The 25,016-nt window shown below is 55.2% G+C and carries 22 protein-coding genes; 10 read left to right on the top strand and 12 right to left on the bottom strand.

Features of this window, described 5'->3' with window-relative positions; all coding sequences use genetic code 11:
- Nucleotides 1-247: 247 nt before the first annotated feature.
- The gene (locus tag A3841_RS16660) at nucleotides 248-1,639 is read right to left on the bottom strand and encodes a sodium:proton antiporter (RefSeq protein ID WP_073853972.1); all 1,392 of its coding nucleotides are present in this window, start codon (nucleotides 1,637-1,639) and stop codon (nucleotides 248-250) included.
- Between the two features lie 638 nt (nucleotides 1,640-2,277).
- On the opposite strand from A3841_RS16660, the gene A3841_RS16665 reads away from it, so the two are divergent.
- Entirely contained in the window at nucleotides 2,278-2,892 is a 615-nt protein-coding gene (locus tag A3841_RS16665; RefSeq protein WP_073853974.1) for a NifU family protein, read from the top strand.
- A gap of 269 nt (nucleotides 2,893-3,161) precedes the next feature.
- Here A3841_RS16665 and secDF read toward each other — a convergent pair whose 3' ends face one another.
- From secDF to A3841_RS16695, 6 genes are all read right to left on the bottom strand, one after another.
- On the bottom strand, nucleotides 3,162-6,146 hold the full coding sequence (gene secDF, locus A3841_RS16670; protein WP_073853976.1) for a protein translocase subunit SecDF: 2,985 nt from the start codon (nucleotides 6,144-6,146) through the stop codon (nucleotides 3,162-3,164).
- 164 nt (nucleotides 6,147-6,310) lie between these two features.
- The gene (locus A3841_RS16675; RefSeq protein ID WP_073854246.1) at nucleotides 6,311-6,640 is read right to left on the bottom strand and encodes an RNA methyltransferase; all 330 of its coding nucleotides are present in this window, start codon (nucleotides 6,638-6,640) and stop codon (nucleotides 6,311-6,313) included.
- Nucleotides 6,641-6,729: 89 nt separating this feature from the next.
- Nucleotides 6,730-7,422, bottom strand: a complete 693-nt coding sequence (locus tag A3841_RS16680; protein ID WP_073853979.1) for a potassium channel family protein — start codon at nucleotides 7,420-7,422, stop codon at nucleotides 6,730-6,732.
- Entirely contained in the window at nucleotides 7,419-8,039 is a 621-nt protein-coding gene (locus A3841_RS16685; RefSeq protein ID WP_073853981.1) for a uridine kinase family protein, read from the bottom strand. The genes A3841_RS16680 and A3841_RS16685 overlap by 4 nt, the downstream gene beginning before the upstream one ends.
- Nucleotides 8,040-8,108: 69 nt before the next feature.
- Nucleotides 8,109-8,693 (bottom strand): non-canonical purine NTP diphosphatase, encoded by a 585-nt coding sequence (locus A3841_RS16690; protein WP_073853983.1) that lies wholly within the window; start codon nucleotides 8,691-8,693, stop codon nucleotides 8,109-8,111.
- Nucleotides 8,694-8,804: 111 nt separating this feature from the next.
- The gene (locus A3841_RS16695) at nucleotides 8,805-9,320 is read right to left on the bottom strand and encodes a phosphoribosyltransferase family protein (protein WP_073853985.1); all 516 of its coding nucleotides are present in this window, start codon (nucleotides 9,318-9,320) and stop codon (nucleotides 8,805-8,807) included.
- A gap of 186 nt (nucleotides 9,321-9,506) precedes the next feature.
- On the opposite strand from A3841_RS16695, the gene A3841_RS16700 reads away from it, so the two are divergent.
- From A3841_RS16700 to hemC, 4 genes are all read left to right on the top strand, one after another.
- Nucleotides 9,507-9,752, top strand: coding sequence for a type B 50S ribosomal protein L31 (locus A3841_RS16700; protein WP_073853987.1), 246 nt, complete (start codon nucleotides 9,507-9,509; stop codon nucleotides 9,750-9,752).
- A gap of 229 nt (nucleotides 9,753-9,981) precedes the next feature.
- Nucleotides 9,982-11,187, top strand: coding sequence for a GlmU family protein (locus A3841_RS16705; RefSeq protein ID WP_073853989.1), 1,206 nt, complete (start codon nucleotides 9,982-9,984; stop codon nucleotides 11,185-11,187).
- Between the two features lie 122 nt (nucleotides 11,188-11,309).
- A complete protein-coding gene (locus tag A3841_RS16710) occupies nucleotides 11,310-12,434 on the top strand; it encodes a DNA polymerase III subunit (RefSeq protein WP_073853991.1) in 1,125 nt (374 codons plus the stop codon).
- A 145-nt stretch (nucleotides 12,435-12,579) separates the two neighbouring features.
- Nucleotides 12,580-13,527, top strand: a complete 948-nt coding sequence (gene hemC, locus A3841_RS16715; RefSeq protein ID WP_073853993.1) for a hydroxymethylbilane synthase — start codon at nucleotides 12,580-12,582, stop codon at nucleotides 13,525-13,527.
- Between the two features lie 751 nt (nucleotides 13,528-14,278).
- Here hemC and A3841_RS16720 read toward each other — a convergent pair.
- On the bottom strand, nucleotides 14,279-15,835 hold the full coding sequence (locus A3841_RS16720) for an alanine/glycine:cation symporter family protein (RefSeq protein ID WP_073853995.1): 1,557 nt from the start codon (nucleotides 15,833-15,835) through the stop codon (nucleotides 14,279-14,281).
- Nucleotides 15,836-16,121: 286 nt separating this feature from the next.
- Here A3841_RS16720 and A3841_RS16725 point away from each other — a divergent pair, with 286 nt between their 5' ends.
- The 5 genes from A3841_RS16725 to A3841_RS16740 all read left to right on the top strand — a co-directional run bounded on the left by A3841_RS16725 (nucleotide 16,122) and on the right by A3841_RS16740 (nucleotide 20,650).
- A complete protein-coding gene (locus A3841_RS16725; protein ID WP_073853997.1) occupies nucleotides 16,122-16,769 on the top strand; it encodes a peptidylprolyl isomerase in 648 nt (215 codons plus the stop codon).
- Nucleotides 16,770-16,775: 6 nt separating this feature from the next.
- Nucleotides 16,776-17,681, top strand: a complete 906-nt coding sequence (locus A3841_RS16730) for an SDR family oxidoreductase (protein WP_073853999.1) — start codon at nucleotides 16,776-16,778, stop codon at nucleotides 17,679-17,681.
- A gap of 204 nt (nucleotides 17,682-17,885) precedes the next feature.
- Nucleotides 17,886-19,538: a sodium-dependent transporter gene (locus tag A3841_RS16735; protein WP_073854001.1), complete on the top strand. Its 1,653-nt coding sequence runs from the start codon at nucleotides 17,886-17,888 to the stop codon at nucleotides 19,536-19,538.
- Between the two features lie 6 nt (nucleotides 19,539-19,544).
- Nucleotides 19,545-19,715: a hypothetical protein gene (locus tag A3841_RS20415; protein WP_170866222.1), complete on the top strand. Its 171-nt coding sequence runs from the start codon at nucleotides 19,545-19,547 to the stop codon at nucleotides 19,713-19,715.
- Nucleotides 19,712-20,650 (top strand): ComEA family DNA-binding protein, encoded by a 939-nt coding sequence (locus A3841_RS16740; RefSeq protein ID WP_073854003.1) that lies wholly within the window; start codon nucleotides 19,712-19,714, stop codon nucleotides 20,648-20,650. Before A3841_RS20415 ends, A3841_RS16740 begins: the two co-directional genes overlap by 4 nt.
- A gap of 919 nt (nucleotides 20,651-21,569) precedes the next feature.
- Here the strand turns inward: A3841_RS16740 and A3841_RS16745 are convergent.
- From A3841_RS16745 to A3841_RS16760, 4 genes are all read right to left on the bottom strand, one after another.
- Nucleotides 21,570-22,409 (bottom strand): class I SAM-dependent methyltransferase, encoded by an 840-nt coding sequence (locus A3841_RS16745; RefSeq protein ID WP_073854005.1) that lies wholly within the window; start codon nucleotides 22,407-22,409, stop codon nucleotides 21,570-21,572.
- A 48-nt stretch (nucleotides 22,410-22,457) separates the two neighbouring features.
- Nucleotides 22,458-22,931: an NUDIX hydrolase gene (locus tag A3841_RS16750; protein ID WP_073854007.1), complete on the bottom strand. Its 474-nt coding sequence runs from the start codon at nucleotides 22,929-22,931 to the stop codon at nucleotides 22,458-22,460.
- 51 nt (nucleotides 22,932-22,982) lie between these two features.
- Complete coding sequence (locus A3841_RS16755; protein ID WP_139307993.1) at nucleotides 22,983-24,074, bottom strand: alpha/beta hydrolase family protein; 1,092 nt, start codon at nucleotides 24,072-24,074, stop codon at nucleotides 22,983-22,985.
- 156 nt (nucleotides 24,075-24,230) lie between these two features.
- On the bottom strand, nucleotides 24,231-24,995 hold the full coding sequence (locus tag A3841_RS16760) for a hypothetical protein (RefSeq protein WP_073854009.1): 765 nt from the start codon (nucleotides 24,993-24,995) through the stop codon (nucleotides 24,231-24,233).
- Nucleotides 24,996-25,016: the final 21 nt, after the last annotated feature.

The following is a 25,016-nucleotide window of genomic DNA, read 5'->3' on the forward strand; positions in this document are numbered from 1 at the left end:
AAAAAAGTATGGCTTTCCAAACCAGTCGGGTTACAGACAAAACGCCATCGCAGGATATAGATCTGAAGACCTGCGCCAGAAAAGAACCTGCGCCAGATGAAGTGGATGAAGAGAAGCCAGGAATAGCATTACACTTTCACCATATGCCTGAATCACCACCTGAATTTCATACTTTACAGAATCCACCCTGAAACAAAACGGCCGCCCCTGCATGGCAAAGGCGGCCGTTTTTATATTTTATGTGGGCTTAGAAAAGCCTCAGGTGCACTACCAGGTACCATACCAGCGCCAGGATTGGCAGCAGGAACGGGATGGAGTAACGCAGAATGTATCCAAAGAATGAAGGCATCTTGACGCCGGCGCTTTCCGCGATGGCCTTCACCATGAAGTTCGGTCCGTTACCGATGTAGGTAAAGGCGCCGAAAAGCACGGATGCCAGGGAGATGGCCTCCAACTGGATAAGTGTTTCCATGCCGGCGGCGGTAGTGCCCTCGGCAAACATGCGCACATCCACCACGCTGCCCTGCGACAGGTCGTACTTAGCCATGGCCAGCGACAGGAAGTTGGCGTAGGTCGGGGCGTTATCGAGGAAGCCGGAAAGCGAGCCGGTGGCCCAGTACAGGAAGTTTGGCGTTATGAACTTGGAGTACTCAGGAGACGAGGCAATCTGAGCGGACAACTGCAGGGCCGGCATCATGGTAAAGAAGATACCGAAGAACAGGAACACCACCTCCAGGATAGGGTGGAAGTTGAAGTGGTTTCCGGCCAGGGCCGTCTTGCTGGAGAAACGGTAGCACATAAAGGCCGCCGAAAGCTGGATAACCTCACGCAGGAAAGAAATCTTGGTGCCGTCGTAGTAGATGTGCGGCAGTCCGTCAATCACATTCGGGTCCAGGAACACGGCACCGATGATAATGGCCAGCCAGAAGATGTTGCGCTTGCCGGAGAAATGGAACTCTGTCTTCTCGTTATTCCTGGCAACTACCTCCGGGTCAGGTGTAAAGTTCGTCTCCTTGTTGCGGCGATCGACCAGGAAGAACATCAGGCAAAGCAGCGTGATACTGATAAACCACGGGCTGATGAGGTGCTCCAGCGTCCAGAAGAACGGCACGCCCTTAATGAAGCCGATGAACAGGGGAGGGTCCCCGAGTGGGGTGAGCAGGCCGCCGGCGTTGCTTACGATAAAGATGAAGAAGACGATCTGGTACGGCTTGATGCGGTGGTTGTTGAGCCTGATGAAGGGGCGGATAAGCAGGAGCGAGGCGCCTGTTGTACCAATGATGCTGGCCAGAACCGCTCCAACAGCCACCAAGGCCACATTTATAAGCGGTGTGGCATTGGCATTCACGTTCAGGTAGATACCGCCCGCGGCAATGTAAAGGGAGCTAAGCAATACCGCGAACGTAAAGTATTCTGCCGCTGTGTGCGCCGGCATGTGCACATCGCCCAGCACAAACAGGTAATAGGCCAGCACGGTCAGGCCAAGCACCACGGCGACGGTTTTATAGTTATGCTCCCAGAAGTGGCCGAAGAAAATCGGGCCGGCAGCGATCATGCCGATCAGGATCAGGAAGGGTATGATCAGAAAAACAGGTAGAGCTTCTTGGGCCTGCGCCAGAAGTATAAAGTTGTTTAGCATGGTGTAGGTTAATTCGGTTTAGGTTTTTTGCTTGCTGCACAAAGATACATTTTCTGAGCTAAAATGCTAGGCTTTGCGGCGCCTTGGTTACCTGATTAATGTACATACGTGGAGCAGCAGCAGCAGCAGGAACCAGGGCTTGTCCCCGTTAAATTATACTTTCCAATATTGCCCGGAGACGGCAGGGAGCGGAGTGCTGAGCCGTGGCTGCTCCTGTACCCCGAAGCTACGGGTTTGTGCTACGTTCCCTCGTTTGCCCTCAAAGGCCCTGGCTGGTCTTGCAGGTCCGTCACTTTTTTCGTTGCACTTTGCCGGCCTTCTGTTTCTATGGGGCAGCCCGGCTTCTTCTGGCCCATCCTATACTTTACAGGTATTTGCCCGGACATCCTGTGTTACAGCTTCCGACTTGTTTAAAGTATAAACCAGCCGCAACGCTATAGCCGGTGGGCACCTTTCTGAGAAGCCACAAAAAAACAGTTGGCGGGCTACGCGGTTATCATCAAAATACCCGCGTAGACGCAGTGTTTTATACTTAAAGGCAGGGCGGGTGGCAAGCCTATGCACTTGTCGTAAATAATGCCTAATTTTGGAAACTTAATGCAATACCTACAGGTTTTAACATTAAACAGCGTTATATCATGTTAGAAAATAAAGAGAAGATGGTTTCTGTATACGCAGAGGCTAACCCGAACCCCGAGTCGATGAAGTTTGTGATGAACGTGCAGATGCTGCCCGACGGCCAGAGCGTGGACTATCCTGATCTGGAGAGTGCGCTGGAGTCGCCACTGGCGCAGGAGCTGTTCAACTTCGACTACGTTTCACGTGTGTTTATTGCCAGCAACTTCGTTACCGTGACCAAGAGCGCGGACCTGGAGTGGGTAAAGATCATCCCGGAACTGCGTGCATTCCTGAAATCTTACGTAGAGGCCGGCGGCCCGATCTTTAACGAAGGATTCTCTGCAGCCAAGCCGCAGACAGCCGATGCCAGCCACGGCGAGGCATCTGCCGAGGACGCTGAGATCTCTAAAAAGGTGATTGACCTGCTGGAGAACTACGTGCGCCCCGCTGTGGAGCAGGATGGTGGTAACATCACTTTTAAGTCTTACAATGATGGTGTGGTAACCGTGCACCTGCAGGGCTCCTGCAGCGGCTGCCCTTCTGCCACGGTAACGCTGAAGGCCGGAATCGAGAACCTGCTCAAGCGCATGGTGCCGGAAGTGAGAGAGGTTGTTGCCGATGGCATGACCATATAAGTCCTGAAAGTATAAAGTATAAAGTATAAAGTATAAAAAGAGCCAGCTCCGTAAGGGGCTGGCTCTTTTGTTTTTAATACCACTGGAGATCGTTTCTGCCTATCCGCACTGCTTGCAGGGGCGCAGGAGGAGGTTGAAGAGCAAGATCTCTCCGTTGCGAGCAGCTTACCCCATATTGGCAAAAACACCTTGTCTCCAGCTGGCTCCTAAAGCCGGAAAAGCCCGAAGCATTTGCCTCGGGCTTTTCTGATGTATGCTGTCGCGGTTGCTTAGCGGACTTTCTGCGCTACCTGTGGGGTAGCTACGGGTTGTTTGGTGCCGTCCTCTTCCCTGATCGTATCCACTACGATTGGCGTAGCGATGAACAGGGATGAGTAAGTACCAGCCAGTACACCGATGATCATTGCCAGCGAGAAGCTGCGAAGCACCTCTCCACCGAAAAGGAACAGGATCACCACCACCAGGAACAGGGTCAGGGAGGTGATAATGGTACGGCTGAACGTGCTGATCAGGGCTGGGTTAACAATCTGCCTGATGGTTGCGCGCGGATTGTCATGCATGTACTCCCGCACTCGGTCAAAGATTACTACGGTATCGTTAATGGAGAAACCGATAATGGTCAATACCGCCGCGATAAATACCTGGTCCATCTCGTAAGAGATGCCAAACAGGTGCAGAATCGAGAATACAGCCAGAATTATCAACGCGTCGTGCAGGAGGGCTACCACGCCACCCAGCGAGAACTGCCACTTGCGGAAGCGCAGCATCACGTAGAGGAAGATACCTGCCAGGGATAAAAGTATGGCGATAAGGGCTGTGTTCTGAATGTCGTCGGCCATGGAGGCTCCAACTTTGGAAGAACTCAGTACCTGCGGGTTGAATTCAGCATACTCCTGCAGTCCCTGCTCCAGTGCCGTTCTTACCTGCTCATCGGCCTGCGTGCTCTCATCTTCTGCCAGCCAGCTGGTGATGATCTTGACACGGTTAGAGGCGCCGAATGTCTTTACCTCAGTACCTTCCTGCTGGAAGTCATCCAGCAGGCCTTCGCGGATTTCGGAAGCCGGAACCGCCTGCTCAAACTCCACCACATACGAGCGGCCACCTGTAAAGTCAATACCCAGGTTTGGCCCTGTTATCGCCATGGCAATAAAGCCGAAGGCGATGAGCGCAATGGAGAAGCCATAGGCTGGCTTTCTGATCTTCATCACATCGAACTTCACGTTGCGGAACATCTTATCGGCCAGCGAAGAGGAGAAAGAGAGCTTGCCTGCCCTCTTGAAGGTACTCTCTACCAACAGCCTGGAAATATATACCGATGTAAAGAAAGATGTCACGATACCGATCATCATCGTGATGGCGAATCCCTTCACCGGACCGGAGCCAAAGAAGTATAGGATAAAGCCTACCAGGAAGGTGGTCACGTTAGCGTCAAAGATGGAGCTGAAGGCTTTTTCGTAACCGGCATTAATAACCTCGCGCATAGACCTGCCTTTTGCGGCTTCCTCGCGCATACGCTCAAAAATAAGCACGTTGGCATCCACGGCCATACCCAGCGTCAGCACGATACCGGCAATACCGGGCAGGGTAAGGGAGGCGCCGAACTGGGCCAGCACCCCAAGTATAAAGAACACGTTGAAAAGCAGGGCAAGGTCAGCGATCATGCCACCACGAGAGTAGTAGGCAATCATGAAGATAACCACCACTACCAGACCGGCCACAGTAGAAAGTAAGCCCTGGTTGATCGCCTCCTGGCCCAGCGAAGGACCTACGATGGCCTCTTCCACGATACGGGTCGGGGCTGGCATCTTACCTGCCTTCAGGATGTTGGCAAGGTCCTGCGCCTCATCAATGGTAAAGTTACCGGAGATAGAAGAACTGCCACCCGTGATCTCGCCCTGTACTACCGGGGCAGAGTATACGTAGTTATCCAGCACGATGGCAACCTGACGGCCAACGTTGTCGCCGGTGAGGCGGGCCCACTTTCTGGCGCCGGTCGGGTTCATCGTCATCGAGATCTCAGGACGGCCATGCTGGTCAAAGTCCTGGCGGGCGTCGTTGATCGCGTCACCTCCTAGCGGCGCCTTCCCGTCACGACCTTTCTTGATGGCATAAAGTTCCACAAACGCCTGCTTGCCTTCGGTTATCGGCTTCACGCCCCACAGGAATTTCATGTTGGATGGCAGCAAGGTGCGCACATCCGGTCTGCTGAACAACTCGTTGATGGTGGCTGTGTCGCGCACGTTGGCACCTAAGCCGTTGGGCATCATAGTAAACAGGGACGCCAGTACGCCTCCCTGCTGGTTAAGAGTAGCTGAGTCTGCGGCCAGAGCGGCGGCAGTGTCTGTTTGCGTGTTGGCAGCGATGGCCGCCGAGTCAGTGCCTGCAGCCTGCGCCAGCACGTCTTCAGTGGTATCGGCGGCAACAGGAGCCTTGGCGGCTACGGCTGCAGTGTTAGGCAGGTTCAGTTTGCCGGCACGCTGCAACTGGTCCAGTTGCTGGCTCACCTGCATCAGGTAAGGGTTAAACTCCTGTGGCGTCCATACTTCCCAGAACTCCAGGTTGGCCATGCCCTGCAGCAGGTTACGCACACGCTCCGGATTATCGATGCCCGGAAGCTCGATCTGGATGCGGCCGGTGCCCTTCAGGCGCTGGATGTTTGGCTGCGTAACGCCAAAGCGGTCGATACGGGTTTGCAGGATGTTGAAGGAGCGGTCGATGGCGGCGTCTACTTCTGCCTGGATTACGTTGATCACCTCCTCGTTAGTAGACTCGTAGCTGATCTTGCCACGGTTGGCCGAGTTGGAGAAGATGCTGCTCAGGCGGCCGTCTGGCTCTATCTCACGGTAGGCCTGGGCAAAAAGTGAGGTGAAGCGATCCTGGCTGTTGCGCTGCATCTCCTGGGCGCGGTCCAGCGCCTTCAGGAAGCTAGGATCCTTGCTGTTGCCGGCCATAGACTTAACGATCTCCACAGGCGATACCTCCAGTACCACGTGCATACCGCCTTTCAGGTCCAGGCCAAGGCCGAGCTCCTTCTCCGTAACCTCCTTGTACGTCATGCCCAGGTACACGGGCTCGTTCCACATGGAGTCGAGGTAGGATTGTTTTTTAGCTAGATCAACGTTGCCCTGTGCGTCGGTGGCATAAGCCTCCGCTTTCTTCTGCACGCTGTTGGCAACGAATGAGAACGACAGAAAGTAAAGGCAGAGTGCCGATACGATCAACGTCAGAACGATAATTAACGATTTGTTCCGCATTGTTTAAGTAAAAGTATGAATTGATTGAATATTGGGTACAAAAAACGCTTCCCCCGCAGGGACTCTTAAATAACTATAATGACATCGGGTGCGTTCCGTTCACTCCCGGATAGGGCGGTGCGGCGGCCGGGTTTGGCGGGGAAAGAAAATAGGGGAGGGGCAGCCTACGGGGCGTTGGGCTGTACGGTGGTTGGCAAAATACGGGCGGCAAAACCGGCCCCCGGAGGTACGGCCGTGTAAGCGGCAGGCAGCAGCGCGATGGCGGTACGCGCAAAGCACGGTTGCTGCGGAAGCGGCTCCAGGTCTTGCTCCAGGTTCTTAAGGGCCACAAAGGAAGTGGTGCCCTCCAGCGATATCTTCTGCTTTACAACGGTTTTCTTGCCGCTGGCAGCGCTTACCTCTTTGCTTTCGAGGGGGGCTGCTCCGCTGGCCGAAGTATATGCCATCACCTCCTGCCCGTTGAGCATGAGCGCCCACAGCAGGGTTACCGACATCAGCAGATGCCTTAGGTGGCAGAATATCTTAGTGGCTTTTGGCATGTATAACCGCAAATATGAAATCTTTTCTGTTAAAAAAGAAAATTTTAACGGTTTACCTCAATAAATCGCTTCACATCCTGCTTCTTGCCTATAAGCAGCAGGATGTCTGAGGGGTAGATAATGGTGTCTGCCTTGGGCACCCCGATGATGTGCTCTACCTGGGTGGGCTTGCCGTCCTGTATCTCCTCAAAAAAGCGCTTGATCGTGATCAGGTTCAGGTTATACTTCTCGCGGAGCGATATTTTGGCCACGCTGCGGTTGGCAATGTTGCGCGGTGCGTTGATCTCCACGATCTCATAGTTATCGGGCAGCGGCAGGAAAGTGCGGATGCTGGGCTGCAGCAGGCGCTCGGCCACGGTTTTACCCACTTCGCCCTCCGGCGAAAGGATTTCCTGCACGCCCATCTTCTCCAGAATGCGGCGCTGCTGCTTGTTGGAGGCACGCGTGATCACGCGCTTCACGTTGAGTTCCTGCAGGTTGGCTGTAGTAATGAGGATCGCTTCAAAGTCCTCGCCGATGGCCACAATCACGGCATCCATGTCCTGGATGTTTTGCGCCTCCAGCGCCCGAATGTCGGTGGCATCCAGGGCCACTGCGTAAGCCACCTGGTCTTTGATGGACTCTACATGGTCCTCGTTAAAATCAATGGCAATGACCTCGGCGCCGCGCTCGGCCAGCGTGGTGGCAATGGAGTGGCCGAATACGCCCAGTCCAATAACCGCAAATTTGCTCCTCATGCTTTTATTTTAGCGTTTAGGTAGGTGGTAAGCACTTCCAGCCCGCGCTCAAAGTTGGCGTTGTTCGGGATGATGATGTCCGCGTCGTTTTTGTATGGCTTGATGTATTTCTCGTAGGTGGGCGCCACGTGGTTGGTGTAGCGGTACAGCACATCGTCCAGGTCGTAGCCGCGCTCTATTTTGTCGCGCACAATGCGGCGCTGCAGCTTGATGTACTCCTTGGCATCAATGTATACTTTCAGGTCCAGCAAGTTGGCGATCTCCTCGAAGTAAAACACGAAGATGCCCTCCACCACCACAATCGGCGCCGGTCTGAACTCCAGCTGGCGCGGCACCACATCGGGGTTGTTAAAAGTATACTCCTGGCGGTAAACGGTTTCGCCCTGGCCTACCTTTAGAATATCGCGGGCGTAGGCCTCATCGTCGATGCACGAAGGCAGGTCGAAGTTGATCACCCCGTTCGGGTCGGCGGTCTGGTGCTCGCGCGGCTTGTAGTAGTTGTCCTGCGAGATCAGGCACACGTCCTCTGGGGCGAAGGAGGTCAGCAGCTTGTTCAAAAAAGTAGTTTTCCCTGAAGCACTACCTCCCGTAATCCCGACGATGAATGGCTTTTGCATTGGAAGCTTTAGTTTCAGACTACAAAATTAAGACTTTAGCAGCTACTTGGCTAGTGCAGTACGTTATTTTTATACTTCGAGGCCCTTCAGGAAACGCACCAGCTCCTGGGTGGCGCGGCCGCGGTGGCTGATGGCGTTCTTCTCTTCGGCGCTCATCTGGGCGAAGGTGCGCTCGTGGCCGTCGGGGATGAACACCGGATCGTAGCCGAAGCCTTTGTCGCCTTTCCACCCGGTGGCTATACTTCCTGTCACGATGCCCTCGAACTGGTGCTGCTGCCCGTCCAGGATCAGGGTGATGCTGGTACGGAAGCGGGCGCGGCGGTTCTCTTGCCCCTGTAGGCTGTCCAGAAGCTTGTTTATGTTGTCGGCGTCGGAGCGCTGGGGGCCGGCATAGCGCGCCGAGTACACACCGGGTGCGCCGTTCAGCGCCTCTACCTCCAGGCCGGTGTCGTCGGCAAAACAGCTCACGTTGTAGTTGTCCCACACATACTCCGCCTTCTGCCGCGAATTGCCTTCCAGCGTGTCCTGCTCCTCGGCCAGATCCTCGTGGCAGCCAATGTCCTGCAGGGTCAGCAGTTCATACTTGCCCTCCAGCATCTGGCTCACCTCGGCCAGCTTGTGGCGGTTGTTGGTGGCAAAGCAGAGTTTTTTCATTTTAGTTCTTCGTTAATGGTTGCTCGTTGTTGGTCATATGATATTGAGGGGCGTTATACTTTGATCAGGCCGGGTCTATTAAATAGCAACCAGCAACCAACAACTATAAGTCTACAGCAAATACGCCGCTACCTCATCCGGCTGCAGCACGACCTGTACGCGCTCGCGCAGGGTGGTGGCCAGCGAGTAGCCGGTGTAGGTGGCCGCAATGGGGTAGAGCGGGTGGTGGCGGTCTACGAGGGTGGCCACCTCTATCTTCTTCGGGTTCTGCGGCAGAAAAGCATCCAGGGTATAGGCCAGCGTTTTGCCGGTGTTCAGCACGTCGTCCACCAGCACCACTACCTTGCCCTCCAGGTTTATACTTTGAGGCTGCAACTGCACCGGCTCCTGCAGCGGCGCGTCTTTATTCAGCGTTACCTGCAGCAGCTGCACTTTTATGGGCGATATTTGCTGCAGCTGCTCGGCCAGGCGCTCGGCCAACGTATAGCCGTTGGGGTGGATGCCGGCCAGCACCAGCTCCTGCTCCTCTACGTTGCGTTCGTAAATCTCGTAGGCGATGCGCTTAACCTTTTGCTCTATCTGGCTGCGGTCCAGTATCAGGTTCTGCTGCTTGTGTTCTGGTGTCATAGGTACGGATCTGGCTTTGGTGGCGCGGCAAACGGGGCCGCTAAGGCAAATTTAACAAGATAATTAGATTGGCCGCGGCTTTTGCCGGATGCGTAAAATAATTTGGCGTATAGCGTTTTACTTTCAGAAAAACTTGTTAAATTTGCAGTCCGATTCAGAAATTAAGGTTATTTAACGTTTACGATAATGAAAAAAGGCATTCACCCAGAGTACAGACAGGTGGTTTTCCAGGATATGACAAGTGATTTCAAATTTATCACTCGTTCTACTATGACTTCTGACGAGACTATCACGATGGAAGACGGTAAAGAGTATCCGGTAATCAAAGTGGAGGTTTCTTCTGCTTCCCACCCGTTCTACACTGGTAAAAACATCTTCGTGGATACCGCAGGACGCGTGGAGAAATTCAACACCCGTTACAAGAAAAAATAAGCGGTTTATTCCGGTTAAAACGTTTCAGGAAAAGTCTTCCCAGCTCAGGTTGGGGAGACTTTTTTGGTTTCCGCCTTTCCCTCACTTAAAAGTCCGGACGGGCGGCAGGGGTTTGTGATGTACGCACACGCGGGGCGCCAGGCATACTTAGATCACCTCCATCCTGAAATATTACCGCGTTATACCGCGTTTTATGCACTTTTAAGGAGAAGTTTTATACTTTTGCAGAATGAATTTCATCCTCTTTGATGACACTATAATCCGGCAGGACCTGCTGCCGCTGACTTTCACCAGGCCGGTGGCCGGGGTGCGCGTAGGCATACTTACCATAGCGGAAAAATGGGCCAGGCACTTAGGGGGCGCGGCCGCTTACCTCACGCAGCCATACTTGCAGCCAAAGTATAACTCCGGCGCGGGCGGCCAGGGCCTCTACATCAATGGCGCCGTTATCCCGGATGCGGAACTGGCAGCAGCCGTGCGCGAGCTGAAGCCTAGTGAGGCACTCCGCCACAACGGCCTGCTGATCGCCCTCCATAGTAATGGCCATGTGTTTGAGACCCCGGAGGAACTGGCCAGCCATACTTCTGCCAACGAGAAAGCGTACGGCGATTGCACCGTGATCCGGGATGTGTGGGATATCTTCCTGCAGAACGGCAGCCAGATCCGCAGCGATTATACCCTGGTGACGGCAGGGCGCCAGAGCCAGCCCATCAACGACAGGTACACCATGGTGTACAACGAGGAGAACATCTTTGTGGAGGAGGGTGTGAAGATACGCGCCGCTATCCTGAACGCGGAGAATGGTCCGATCTACCTGGGCAAAAACTCGCAGGTGCATGAGGGGGCGGTGATAAAAGGGCCCTTCTCGCTGGGCGAGGAAAGCAACGTGAACGTAGGCGGCAAAATGCGCGGCGACGTGAGCATCGGCCCGTTCTGCAAAATAGGCGGCGAGGTGGCGGCCTCCGTGATCTTCGGCTACACCAACAAGGGCCACGAGGGCTACCTGGGCAACTCCGTACTGGGCGAGTGGATCAACATCGGTGCCGACACCAACACCTCGAACCTGAAGAACAACTACGCCGAGGTGAAAGTATGGAATTACGCCAAAGGCAGCTTTAAGAACTCCGGGCAGCAGTTCTGCGGCCTCATTATGGGCGACCACAGCAAGTGCGGCATCAACACCATGTTTAACACCGGCACGGTGGTGGGCGTGAGTGCCAATATCTACGGGCCGGGTTTTCCGCGTCAGTTTATTCCTTCGTTTAGCTGGGGCGGCGCGGCCGGTTTTGTAACCTTCCAGTTGCCCAAGGCGATGGAGCTGGCCGAGAAGGTCATGTCGCGCCGCAACCTGCACTTTGGCGAAACAGAGCAAAGCATCTTCCAATACATCTTCGAGCAGGGCGAGCAGTACCGCATCTGGGACAAGAAAGTATAAGATTACCCGGCAAACGTAGGAGTAAAGGACAAAAGACAAAGGAGTTGCGCGCAAGTGCTGTCTTTTGTCCTTTGTCTTTTATCTTTGTACTAACTCTTAACCCATAACTCTTAACTCCGCACGTGCAGTTCTCTCAGATCATAGGTCATCAGGAAGCAAAAGCCTTGTTGCTGAAATCGGTGCAACAGAACCATGTGGCGCATGCGCAGCTGTTTCTGGGGTATGAGGGAAGTGCGAACCTGGCGCTGGCGCTGGCCTATGCCACCTACATCAACTGCGAGGACAAACAGCCCGAAGATTCCTGCGGAACGTGCGGCAGCTGCGTGAAAATGAACCGGCTGGTGCACCCCGACTTTAACTTCGTGATGCCGGTGACGGCCACCAAGACCGTAAGCAAGGATGCGTTGAGCAGCAAGTTCATGAACGAGTGGCGCGCGTTTATACTTGCCAGCCCCTACCAGGGACTGAACGAGTGGATGCAGCACATCGGGGCGGAGAACAAGCAAGGCGCCATCTCCAAGGACGAAAGCCGCCAACTGGTGAAGCTGGTGTCGCTGAAGGCGTTTGAGGGCAACTACAAGATCGTGGTGGTCTGGCTGCCCGAGTTGATGCACCCCGCTGCGGCCAACGCCCTGCTGAAGCTGCTGGAGGAGCCGCCCGCCCAGACGCTGTTCCTGCTGGTGGCGCAGGCGGCCGAGAAGCTGCTGGCCACCATCACCTCGCGCACGCAGATAGTGCAGGTGCGTAACTTTACCGAGCAGGAGGTGGTGCAGTACGTGCAAGAAAAGTATAACGTGGCCGCTGACCGCGCCGCGCAGGTGGCACAACTGGCCGAGGGCAATCTGAACGCGGCCGCCAAGCTCACCACCGAGATCAGCAGTGACTACTTCACCTTCTTCACCGACTGGATGCGCCACTGCTATGGCCGGAAGGTGAGCAACCTGGTGGAGATGAGCGAGGAGTTCCAGAAGCTGGGGCGCGAGAACCAGAAGAACTTCCTGCTCTACGCGCTCAACCTGTTCCGGAAGGTGATGCTGTATGGGGTGGATGCCTCGCTGATCGCTTTCCTGCCGCCCGCCGAGCTGGACTTTGTACAGAAATTCTCGAAGGTGATAACAGGCAACAACGCCGGCGAGCTGGCCGAGGAGCTGAACCAGGCGCACTACCACATCGAGCGCAACGCCAACCCGAAGATGGTTTTCGTGGATAGCTCGCTGCAGATCGCCGGTTTCCTTCGCAAGGGTTAAGTTTGGTTATTGGGGTACTAATGATTCCCCTCCATGGAGTGGGTAGGGGTGGGAAAGTATAAACAGCTCCCCCTCTCATTAAGAAGTATAAACAGAGGCACAGCAGAATCATAAAGTATAAAGCCGCCTCACAGTAAAGTATGACATGACAGATATAGCAGATAAAACGATTCGCATTGGAACACGGGGAAGCAAGCTTGCCCTGTGGCAGGCCAACGCGGCAGCGGAGAAGCTGCAGGCTGTGGGCCTTAAGACGGAGATTGTGATCTTCAGCACCAAAGGAGATCAGATCCTGGACAAGTCGCTGGACAAGCTGGGCTCTAAGGGCGTGTTTACCGAGGAACTGGAGATTGCGCTTCGTAATGGCGAGGTGGAGATAGCCGTGCACAGTGCCAAGGACGTGCAGTCCACCATTCCGGAGGACCTGGAGCTAATTGCCTTTATGGAGCGCGAGAAAGTAAATGACGTGCTCCTCTCCCTGAACCCCGATTTCAAGCTGGAGCCGGGCAGCAAAGCCGTGATCGGCACCTCCTCCACCCGCCGCAAGGCGCTGCTGAAGCAGTACTACCCCGACGTGACGACAGTAGAGTCGAGGGGGAATTTGCAGACGCGCCTGCGCAAGCTGGAGGAGCAGGGGATGGATGGCCTGATGCTGGCCTTTGCCGGGGTGCACCGTATGGAGTATGACAACCTGATCGTATACACTTTTCCGGAGGATACGTTTGTGCCAGCCGTGGGGCAGGGGAGTGTGGCCATCGAGTGCGCCAAGAGCCTGGAGCCCGAGCTGAAAGCAGCCCTGAAACAGGCGCTGAACCATGCCGAAACGCATGTTTGCCTGCTGGCAGAGCGCGCGTTTCTGCGCACCATGGAGGGCGGTTGTAGCATTCCTTCCTTCGCGCTGGCTAGGCTAACCAAGGAGGGCGTACGTATAAGCGGCGGCATCGTGAGCCTGGACGGAAAGAAGCTGCTGCAGGAAACACTGGAAGGCCCCGCCTCCGAGGCCGCTGACCTGGGCGAGAAGCTGGCCAACATCATTCTGGGCCAGGGAGGCGATGAGATACTTAGAAATATAAGAGCTGAGCGGGAAGAGTAGCAGACCTGTAGGGACAGGTCGCGTCCTATCCAATCGTAAACATAAAGAAGGCCCTCCTGCACCATGCAGGAGGGCCTTCTTTATACTTTATACCTCACGTTGCGATGTTTGCAGAAGTATAAACTAATACCTATCCCCAAGCCTTTTCGTCTGGCGCAGGTCTTCAGACTTGTGTCTTGTTATGATGTCGGGTTTGCAACCTGACTGGCTTGGATAGCCATACTTATACTTTGGCTATACTTTTATTCTTTAGCTGGCGCAAGCGTCCGCTTGTGCCTCTCTTAGCCGCCGCTTCCTGCTATTTGACACAAGCTATACTTTCTATCTGCTGTATATCCTTGGCTTTACTAACTGCTCGTTCCATCTCCTGCTTTGGCTCCCTCTAGGCCGGGTGGCCTCGTCCTTTGGCATCGCGCTGTGTTCCCTCCTGCCTCCGCTGCGCTACGGCTGCTCAGCAAGCTGAGCACCGGATCTCACAAGGCGCTCAACCCAAGGACTGGGATCAGATTCGATAGCCGCTGCCTTGCTTTCATCTCAACCTATGGGAGAGATCTCTTTGGAATTCCGGATAGATCTCTCATTACATTCGAGATGGCAAAAAAGTAAAGCTCCCTCCCCTGTTCTTAGGGGAGGGTTGGGCTGGGGGTGGGTTTATACATTGTCCTTTGGCAGTTAGTCTTTCGTTCATACTCCCTGATAGCCCCCTTCGGGGTAGGGTTGGGCTACTAGCAACCTGAGTTTTAAAGCATACTTACGCCTTCGCGGCCTCCGCTTTTACCGCCTCCTTCGTAAGCGGGTTGTTGTTTGAGGAGCGGGCATAGGCCAGGAAGTCCTGCATCTCGCGCTTCACGGTAGGTGCCATCATGTACAGGCCCACCATGTTCGGGATGCTCATGGCAAAGAGCATGGCATCTGAGAAGGCTACCACGCTGGCTAGCTGCATCGGGGCTCCCAGTACCACAAAGGCGCAGAAAAGCAGCTTAAAGCTAACGGAAGCTGCCTTATTGTGGCCAAACAGGTAGGTCCACGACTTCAGCCCGTAGTAGGACCAGGTGATCATGGTGGAGAAAGCAAAAAGTATGACCGCCGCGGCCAGCACCACCGGAAACCAGTCGATAACCGTGGCAAAGGCCGTGGAGGTAAGGGCAATGCCGTCGCCGGCGGCGTCCATCTGGTAGGCGCCCGTCACCACGATCACCAGCGCTGTGATGGTACAAACTACCACCGTGTCGATAAACGGCTCCAGCAGCCCCACAAACCCTTCTGTTACCGGCACATTGGTCTTCACGGCCGAGTGCGCGATAGAGGCCGAGCCGATGCCTGCCTCGTTGGAGAACATGCCACGGCGCAGGCCCTGGAGCATCACACCTACCACACCACCACCTACAGCCGTGGCCGAGAAAGCCCCTTCAAAAATAGCGGCCATGGCACCGGGTATAAGCGTGAAGTTGGAGACCAGCACGATGATGGCCGCGATAATGTAGATAGCGCACATCAGCGGCACTACTTTCTCGGTGACGCGGGCAATGCTTTTCATGCCACCAAGTATAACCAGGCCCACCAGCACCGCGATGAGCAAGCCGAAGACCCAGGCGTTTCCGTCCCCGAACCAGGAGCCTGCCTCGCCGCCGGTTACGGCTATTATCTGTTGCGTCGCCTGGTTTATCTGGAACATGTTGCCGGCGCCAATGGCCCCGCCGATACACATGATGGCGAAGAAAGCCGCCAGAAACTTGCCCGCGCCAGCCATGCCGCGTTCCTTCAAGCCTTTGTTGAGGTAGTGCATCGGCCCTCCGGATACGGTACCGTCAGCATGCACATCCCTGTACTTTACGCCCAGCGTGCACGACACGAACTTAGACGACATTCCCAGCAGGCCAGCCACGATCATCCAGAACGTGGCGCCCGGTCCACCCAGCGAAATGGCGATGGCCACGCCAGCAATATTGCCCAGGCCCACCGTGCCCGAAACAGCCGCCGTGAGCGCCTGAAAGTGTGTTACCTCGCCCGGGGCGTCCGCCTGGTTATATTTGCCGCGGACAATGTCGAGCGAATGCCTGAAACCCCTGATGTTGATGAAGCCAAGGTAGACGGTAAAGAAAGCGGCGCCGGCCAGTAACCACACGAGTATCAGCGGGATACCGATTCCGCCCACCGGGAGCTCATAAAAGATAATATCGGAGATGAACTGGGCCGTAGGGGCGACGGCTGCGTCAATTTTTTGGTCGATGGTCATGGTGTTGGCCTGGGCTAGGAGAGTGCTGCAGGCCCCCAGGCTGAGCGCTGCAGAAAGTAAGGTTCTTTTCATTAAGTGAGGTTAATTGATTAGTCGCTTTCCCTGAACTTAAGTTTTTCTGCCGCCAATGTAAAGTTTTGGGCCGGATTGCCTCTGTCAGTTCATTAAAAAATAAATATTATTCAATATGAAAAGGGTACCGGGTCCACGATCCATACTTTGGTATGCTTATGCGCTTTGCAGGAAGGTTGTAGAAAAAGACTTTAAAGTATAAACAAGTGCTAAAAAGGCTTAAATTTGAAATCCTGCTAGCTATAGCCGGGGCATTTTATCAACCAAAACTGACTTAAAACCACGTATGAGACTGCTGAAACGCATAGCCGCAACCGCGCTGGTAGCCTGTGTGCTGCCGCTGGCGGTGCTGGCCCAGAAGCCGAAGGGCAAGGACCAACTCGTCACCATCTCCACGCCGCAGGGCGATATCAAACTGGTGCTGTTCGACGACACGCCGCAGCACAAGGCCAACTTCCTCAAACTCGCCAAAGAAGGCTTCTATGACGGTACCTCCTTCCACCGCGTGATAGACGGCTTTATGATACAGGGTGGCGACCCGAACACCAAAGACGATGACCCGCGCAACGACGGCTCCGGCAACCCCGGCTATACGGTTCCGGCCGAGATCACCCCGGCCCACAAGCACGTGCGGGGCGCTGTGGCAGCCGCCCGCCAGGATGACCGCGTGAATCCGTCGCGCGCCAGCAGCGGCTCGCAGTTCTACATTGTGGAGAACCACGACGGCACCCCGATGCTAGATGAAGTATACACTGTGTTCGGGCAGGTGGTGGATGGCCTGGAGGTGGTGGATAAAATTGCCGAGCAGCCAAAAGATGGCCGCGACCGCCCTTTATCGGACATCAAGATGAAGGTGACAGTGGAGGACATGAAGAAGAAAAAGATCGCCAAGAAGTATAACTACAACTACAACACCCAATCTTTAGAGAAATAACAACCTATGAAGCGCATCCTTATAACCGGCTCTAACGGGCTGCTGGGCCAGAAACTGGCCGAATTGCTGCTGCCAAACCAGGACATCGAAATCCTGGCCACCAGCCGCGGCGAGAATAAACTGGCCGAACTGTACCCGACGCTGCCATTCCGGAGTATGGACGTGACCAAATCAGAGCAGGTGGAGCAGGTGGTGAGCGAGTTCCGCCCCACGCACATCATCCACACCGCCGCCATGACCAACGTGGACCAGTGCGAAAATGACCACGACGGCGCCATTCTTTTGAACCGCGATGCCGTGCAGTACCTGGTAAATGCCTGCGAGAAGTATAACGTGCACCTCATCCATGTGAGCACCGACTTTATATTTGACGGGGAGAACGGCCCGTACGACGAGGCGGCCGAAGCAAAACCGGTGAATTTTTACGGTGAGACCAAACTGATGGCCGAAGAGATCGTGCAGCAGGCCAAGTGCAAGTGGGCCATACTTCGCACCGTGCTGGTGTACGGCGTGGTGAACGACCAGGGCCGCACCAACATCGTGCTGTGGGTGCGCGACAGCCTGCAGGCGGGCAAGGTGATCAAAGTGGTAACCGACCAGTTCCGCACGCCAACGCTGGCCGAGGACCTGGCCCTGGGCTGCTGGCTGGCCGCCGAGAAAGACGCCGAGGGCATCTACCACATCTCCGGCTCCGAGATGCTCACCCCTTACGACATGGCCCTGCAGGTGGCCGATTACTTTAACCTGGACAAGTCGCTGATAGATAAAGCCGATAGCAGCACCTTCTCGCAACCTGCCAAACGCCCCGCGCGCACCGGCTTCATCATCCGCAAGGCCGAGACGGAGTTGGGCTACCGCCCCCATACGTTTGCGGAGGGCATCCGCATGGTGGCCGAGCAGGCGGCTATATAGCCCTGCGAGTCTGCCCTGGGAGGGTGTACCGGCTGGCAACCATCGCTTTAAATATATCTAATTCTCTATGCACTATCGGAAGCTTTATCTATATTGTGCCTTTAAATTCAATTAAACTTAGCCGTTACGATTACCTTACACACCTTGCTTTTAAGTACAACACCTTATAACAACTAAACTAACTAAACACTTCTACCTTACTTTATGAGTGCTAACAAAGAATCCTGGGGCTCACGCGTCGGCCTGATCCTGGCGATGGCCGGAAACGCCGTAGGTCTTGGAAACTTCCTGCGCTTCCCGGTGCAGGCGGTGCAGAACGGCGGCGGCGCCTTTATCATTCCCTACCTTGTCTGTTTTCTGGTGATGGGCATTCCCCTGCTCTGGATCGAGTGGTCGATGGGCCGCTTCGGGGGCAGGTACGGAAACCACTCCACGCCATACATTGTGGATACCATGGGCAAGCACCGCCTCTGGAAATACATCGGTGTGTTCGGCATCTGGACCAACATTGCGGTTGCCTCCTACTACTGCTACATCGAGTCCTGGACGCTCTCCTATGTGTTCCACTCTATTATGGGCACGTTCAACGGGCTGGACCAGAACGGCGTGGCCACCTTCTTCGATACCTATGTCAGCATCGGGGAGTCTACCATGGGCATTCCTTACGAGGCGGTATTCTTCTACATCCTCTGCCTGCTGCTCAACACCTGGATCCTGTCTAAAGGCCTGTCAGGGGGGGTGGAGCGTGTGGCCAAGGTTGGCATGCCCTTGCTGATCCTGTTCGGCATGTTCCTGGCCTATAAAGGCTTTACCATCAAGGCCGGAGAGGCGGGTGCCGCGTTCGACAGTGCCGTGGGCCTCAACTTCTTATGGACGCCCGACTACAGCCAGCTATGGTCTCCTACGGTGTGGCTGGCGGCTGCCGGCCAGATCTTCTTTACCCTTTCGGTGGGGATGGGCACGATCCATTGCTATGCCTCTTATGTGCGCTCCAAAGATGATATTGCCCTCAACGCCATGTCGGCCGGCTGGATGAACGAATTCGTGGAAGTGGTGCTGGGCGCCTCTATCCTGATCCCGATCTCGATCGGCTACCTGGGCATCGACCGCGTAACGGAGCTGGTGCAGCAGGGTGGCCTGGGCTTGGCCTTTAAAACACTGCCTTACCTGTTTGCACAGTGGGGCGAGGTGCTGGGCGCCATTGCCGGCGTGATGTGGTTCGGCCTGCTGTTCTTTGCGGGCATCACCTCCTCGCTGGCCATGGGTACGCCGTGGATGGGCTTTTTGCAGGACGAGTTCCAGTGGAAGCGTAAATCCGCCGCCTGGTCTTTTGGCCTGATCGTGCTGGTGCTGGGCATGCCGACGGTGCTTTTCTTCCACTACGGCGTGTTTGATGAGTATGACTACTGGGCCGGTACGGTATCGCTGGTGGTGTTTGCCCTGGCCGAGACCATCCTGTTTGCCTGGGTGTTCGGTATGGGCAGAGGCTGGCGCGAAATCACGGCCGGAGCCGACATCAAGGTGCCGGGCATCTACAAGTTCATCATTAAGTTCGTGACCCCGCTCCTGCTGTTGTGGGTGTTTATCGGATCGCTGGTAACGCCGAAGGGAGGCGACTGGGCCAAGGCCTTTGCCGGCGACTGGGTGCTGGACGACAGCTCCATCATCAACAAGATCAAAAACACCAGCCTGAAGCGCCAGTTGGCAGAGGCCACAGACCCTGCCATGATAGAGCACCTGCAGGAGACCCTGTTCTTCGTGAACGCCTCACGTATACTGTTGGTGGCGGTGTTCCTGGGCATTGCGGGGCTGGTTTACATAGCCTATAAAAAAAGAGTTAGAGAAGGAAGAATTTAGGAAACTATGAATACATCTGCACTTGTTGTCATGCTCGGTACCATGCTTTTGGTAACCGGGATAACTATATACTTTTTTGTGCGGGTGCTCAGCGCGCCGCCAAAACCTGAGCCGGATTCATACCTCGACAACGACGATGACCCGGACCGGCAGGTAAAACGTAGAACCGACACATGAACAAATTGAGGCACTGGATACGCAGGAACTTTGGCTTTTCGCAGCGCGAGGTAAATGCGTTTCTGGTGCTACTCACCTTACTGGTGCTGCTCCTGGCGGCACCTTTTCTTTTTAGCGGGATTTATACTTCGGAGCCTGAGTTTAGCGCGGCAAAGGACCGCCAGCTGCTCGACAGCCTGGCGGCGCAGCTGGACTCGGTGCAGCCGGAGCGGACCACAAAGTATAAGGTGCCTACCGTGGCGCTTCGGCCCTTTAACCCTAACCAGCTGACGGTGGAGGAGTGGCAGGCATTCGGTTTGCCCAGGTACCTGGCCCAGCGCATCCTCAACTACCGCAGCAAGGTAAGCGACCTGACCTACAAGGCCGAACTTGGCAGGATCTATGGCATGCCGGATTCCGTTTTCCAGCGGCTTTACCCGTACATAGATTTGCCGGAGGAGCGGCCTTCGAAGTATGGGAAACGCGCGGAAAGTATGGCTTCGCGCCCCACCCCGAAACCAGTCTGGAGCTCAGCTAAGCGGGAGAAATTCATACTTGCCCCCTTCAACATCAACACCGCCGACACGACCCAGCTAAAACAGATCCGGGGCATTGGCAGCAAGCTGTCAGCCCGCATTGTAAAGTATAGAAATGGCCTGGGAGGCTTCCATAACGTGGAGCAGCTGCGCGAGGTGTATGGGCTCCCCCCCGAGGTGGTGGACAGCCTGCACAAGTATACGTTTGTGCCCAAGGCCGGCACGGTGCAGCAGCTACGTATAAACACCGCCTCTGCCGATGAGCTGCGGGCGCATCCGTACGTTTCCTCCAACGTGGCGCGGGCCATTGTAGCGTACCGCGAGCAACATGGCAGCTTTGCGCAGGTAGAGGATGTGCGCCAGGTGAAGCTGGTAACGCAGGAGCTGTTCGAAAAGCTGCAGCCGTATTTAACGCTGTAGGGAGGTGAGCCGGAGGGCCGGCTCTTCCCCGTGCTTGCCAAGCGCAAATTATTCCAAGCCTGCTTTTGCTTCACCGGTTCCAACCACCCCTAATCCCTCCCCCGGAACAAGTCCGGGATCCGAGACTTATCCAAGGAGGGGAGTTCTGTAATTACTGCTACTGAAGTATAAGCTTCATAGCTGCTGTTCTCGCACGGACAGGTCGCGACCTGTCCCTACAAAGTATAAACCCACCCTAACCCCTCCGAGGAGGGGAATTATGTACTTGCTGCTTATTTATGTCACCTCGAGCAGCGCGCGAGATTTAGATACAATTCTATAGAGATCTCTCATTTCATTCGAGATGACAGTAAGGCCGTGGCTATCGAATCTGATCCCAGTCCTTGGGTTGAGCGCCTTGTAGATTTACGGTTTCGCTTTAGCGAAATTGCGGAGACCGCAGGTCAAGCAAAGGAAATGTACACAGCGCGATGCCCGAGGGCGAGCCCTCTCGGGCTTGAGAGCACCAAAGTCAGAAATGGAACTGTAGGCTTGTGGGAACTAGAGGATCAGCGACAGCTAGTAAGTATAGCTTGTGTCAAGTGAAAGCGAGCAGCGGCTATGGAAGTATGGCACAAGTAAAAAGTATAAATCAGCAAGTATAAAAGTATGACTTACGCGGATTAGGAAATCCGCGGCAGCGGGGTTCCAGACAAGGATGTCTGGAACAGCAAGTATAAAAAGTATAAAGTATAGTCAAAGTATAAAAAGGCACAAGCGGACGCTTGCGCCATAGAAGTATAAAGTATAGCAGCAAGTATAAACTGAAGTACAAGAGTCTATCCAAAGTATAAAGTATGGCGCCCCGAGCCAATCAGGCCTACAGTAGAACACAAGAAAACACTTGCGCCAGCAGACCCATACTTGTCCCCGCCACTTCCTACGACGTGAAAGCCTTCGCCTGCATAAACGTATAGAAGAAAACCGCGTTGGGGCTCTTGGCCACTACCTGCATCTCCTGCTTTAGCTTTTCCGCCAGGTCGGCGTCCACGTAACCGGCTTCGAGCAACTGGGGCAGGCCGCTTAGGAGCAACTCCGTCCAATAAGCAATCATCTCGGCGCGCTTGGCCGGATTGCGGTTATCGAGGTGGTAGGTCTTGGTTTCGGTGGTGATGCGCTGGTAGCCAACCGACTGCAGCAGGTTGCCGAGCTTCGCCCCCACAAACGGATCGCCGCCCATGTCGTACTGCAGGTCGTTGAACCGCAGCCAGTACTGCAGCACGTTGGGGGAGTAGGGCTCCACAAAAAAGCTGGAGTTCAGCACTTCGGTAATCACCACCGGGCTGCCCGGCTTCAGCACGCGCCGCACCTCCGACAGCACCCTGGCCGGCTCGGGGATGTGCTCCAGCACCCAGCACAGAAAGGCCCCGTCGAAATCCGCCTGCGAGGTAAAGCTCATGTCCATGGCGTTTTCCTGCAGCAACTCGTAGCGGTCGGCGGCGTAGGGGATGGTAGACAAATACTTGCCGGCCTGCGCGATCTGCTTCTCGGCGTAGTCGATGCCTGTCAGGAACAGGTGCGGAAAGCGGCGCAGCAGAATCTCAGACTGAGCTCCCACGCCGCAGCCCACTTCCAGCAGCCTGGTAACAGTGGAGAGATCGATGTCGGAGTAGATCTTGTGCTCCATGAACCGGGCCTGCTTGTAGAGGCGTTGCTGTTCCTCGGGCGTGTAACCGTGCAGGTACTTCTCTTCTGATGATTCTTTTGATGCTGCTTCCATATTTCTCAACCTAAACTAAATTTATCTAAAAGTGTGGCAAGCCTGGGATTATGCCTTGCCCAGGAGGGCTTTCGCCTTCTCCACCACCTGTTTCTCTGTTTTAAACGCCAACATTTCTGTGGCCCTTTCCAGTGGTACCCACCGCGCCTCGTTTACCTCCCGGTCATGATCTTTGATGTTGCCGGAAGTATAGCGCAGCAGGAAGAAGTGCACGAATTTATGGAAGCGCACCCGCTGCCTGCCTTTATCCCCTACATACCAGTACTCGATCGTTTCTATTTTCCGGAGGAGCTCGGTGTGGATGCCTGCCTCTTCGCGCACCTCGCGCACGGCCGTGGCCTCGGGCGTCTCGCCGGCATCCACCAAGCCCTTAGGTAGCTGCCAGCGCTGCTGCGGCCCCACCGAGATAAGGGCCACCTCCAGGCCAGCCTCTGCTTCACGATAAGCCACGCCGCCAGAGGAAACCTGGTCTACGGTGGTTAGCGTGGGCTTTGGGGTGTTGGCGTCTGGTTGTGTGGGCATCTTTAAAGTATAAAAGTATAAGGTTTATACTTGATGCAACGGGGCAAAGGTTTACCTGCCTCGTGCCACGGCTGGCTGTGGTGGCTGCTGTTTCCTCTGGTCGTTCAGCCAGAGCAGGGTGGCGTTGTAGGCCATGTCGTGCACGCCCACATACAGTACCAGCTTCACATTCCTTGATTTGCGGCTAAACACAACCTCGGGGTCCGACGCGCCGAAGTATGGGTCGGAGGCCTCGCCCTGCAGGCTCTCCGGTATGGCCTGCTCTTTCACAATGTACTCCATGTCTTCCTTGGATATCGTGTCGGCGGGGGCGGCCAGGATGTTGTAGGCGCGGATAGAGTGGCTTGGGGGTACCAGGAGGTCGTTTATGCCGTGCGCCAGGAAGATCGATACGTCCTTGGCCTGGTGGAGCTGGGTGCTGGGGCTGCGCCGCTTGCCCTCTTCGGCTGCCGGGGTCTCCGGAAGAGGCTCGCCCCCCAGGGCGGCCACAATCTGCTTGTTATACTTGCGATGCGGGTAGTAGAGGTTAAAATCGTACCACTCCGGAATGTCGAACACCGGCACCCACGCAGCCACGCCTGCCCAAATATCAGGGTGGCGGCTGGCGGCCACAAGCGCCGTCATGGCACCGCCCGAGGAGCCCACCAGGTACACGCGCGAGGAGTCGATGTCGGCGTGCTGCATGGCATAATCCACAGCGTCCACAATGTCCTGAATGGCCACGTCGGAGGCCATCGCCTCGGGCTGCTCGAACACGCCGCGGTAGTTGGGTTGGATAAAGGCCCAGTCATACTTCTCGGCCCACAGCGCGAAGGGGATGGAGGGCACCTGCAGGTAGCCGCTGCTCCAACTGTGCAGCAGCACCAGCAGCGGCTTTTTGCGGCTCGACTTCGACTCGTAGAACAAGGCCGGTTCCACTTTGCTATCCATCGTGGATTTTATCTGCACTACCTCAATGTCCTTGAGTTTCTTTTTCCAGTCGTCCAGGCTTTCGTCGCCCACGCTGCCGGGGTATTGCTTGGTGGTGGTGTAGCCTTCTAAGGGCGCGATGGGGGGGATGGGTTTGTCTCTGTTGCACGACGCCAGCGCGAGGCACAACAGCACCGGGAGCAGAAGTATAACCGGGTGTGAGTTTATCTTCATTCTGGATGTTTTATTCGGCAAAGGTATGGTTTGGCTATAACAAATGAGTTGGCTATACCTTTAGAAAAACTGCATCCTGGTAAAAATGTTGCATTATGCATAAAAGCGGCGGCGGCAACCGGAGGAAAAGTGCCTGCCCGAAAGCATAAGAAGCTGCTAGTCTGCAGGGTCTGTACTTTCGTGCCGCAGCTCAAGATTTGCGTTGGATGTGATATAACTTACGATAGCCCTATACTTCTCCTCGCTTACCTCATGAAAGTTGTCGGACGTATCCCACACCCTGCCGTCTGAGAAACGGATTCTGTAGTGCGGTTCCGCTTCTACTTCGCCTTTGGAGTTTTGTTTATACTTGTAGTGCGTTACCGATGTGACGTCCTGCATCGTGTACGCCTGCGGTGTGAGCGAGCCGAAATCGTTGATGACGATCTTGTCGCCTTTTACCTCTTTGTACCAGCCCAGGCCCAGCACGGATACTAGTACGCCGGCAAGCAGGCAGCCCCTGCCCAGAAACCGGACCACCCTATAGCCGTCAAAGCCATACTTGCGGTTGGTGTACTCCAGGTATACCGGGTACTCCTCCTTCAGCATCAGGTGGTAGAGTAATTCCATCGGCGGCATCAGTAAGCCAATGCCGAAGCACATACCCGGCACCAGCCAGAAAGAGGCCGGCGGATAAATGGCAAAGTTCGCCTCCCGGCCCCGGAAGTATACTTCCTGCACATCGTTGCCCAACAGGTAAAAGGCATAGCAGATTACGCCTGTAAAGAAGAAAAGCGGGATGAGGGAGAAGACCTCGTAGATTTTATACTTGTACTCGTTTACCAGCAGCAGCTTATCATAGTCCTTTACTGGCTTTGGTTTGCTGGGAAACAGGAGGGGCAGCAGCAGGAAAATAAGCGCGGATAAAACAGAGGCAAGCATGTAAGTGACTGATTAAGGGGC

The organism is Pontibacter flavimaris (genome assembly GCF_001907195.1).
Classification (GTDB): domain Bacteria; phylum Bacteroidota; class Bacteroidia; order Cytophagales; family Hymenobacteraceae; genus Pontibacter; species Pontibacter flavimaris.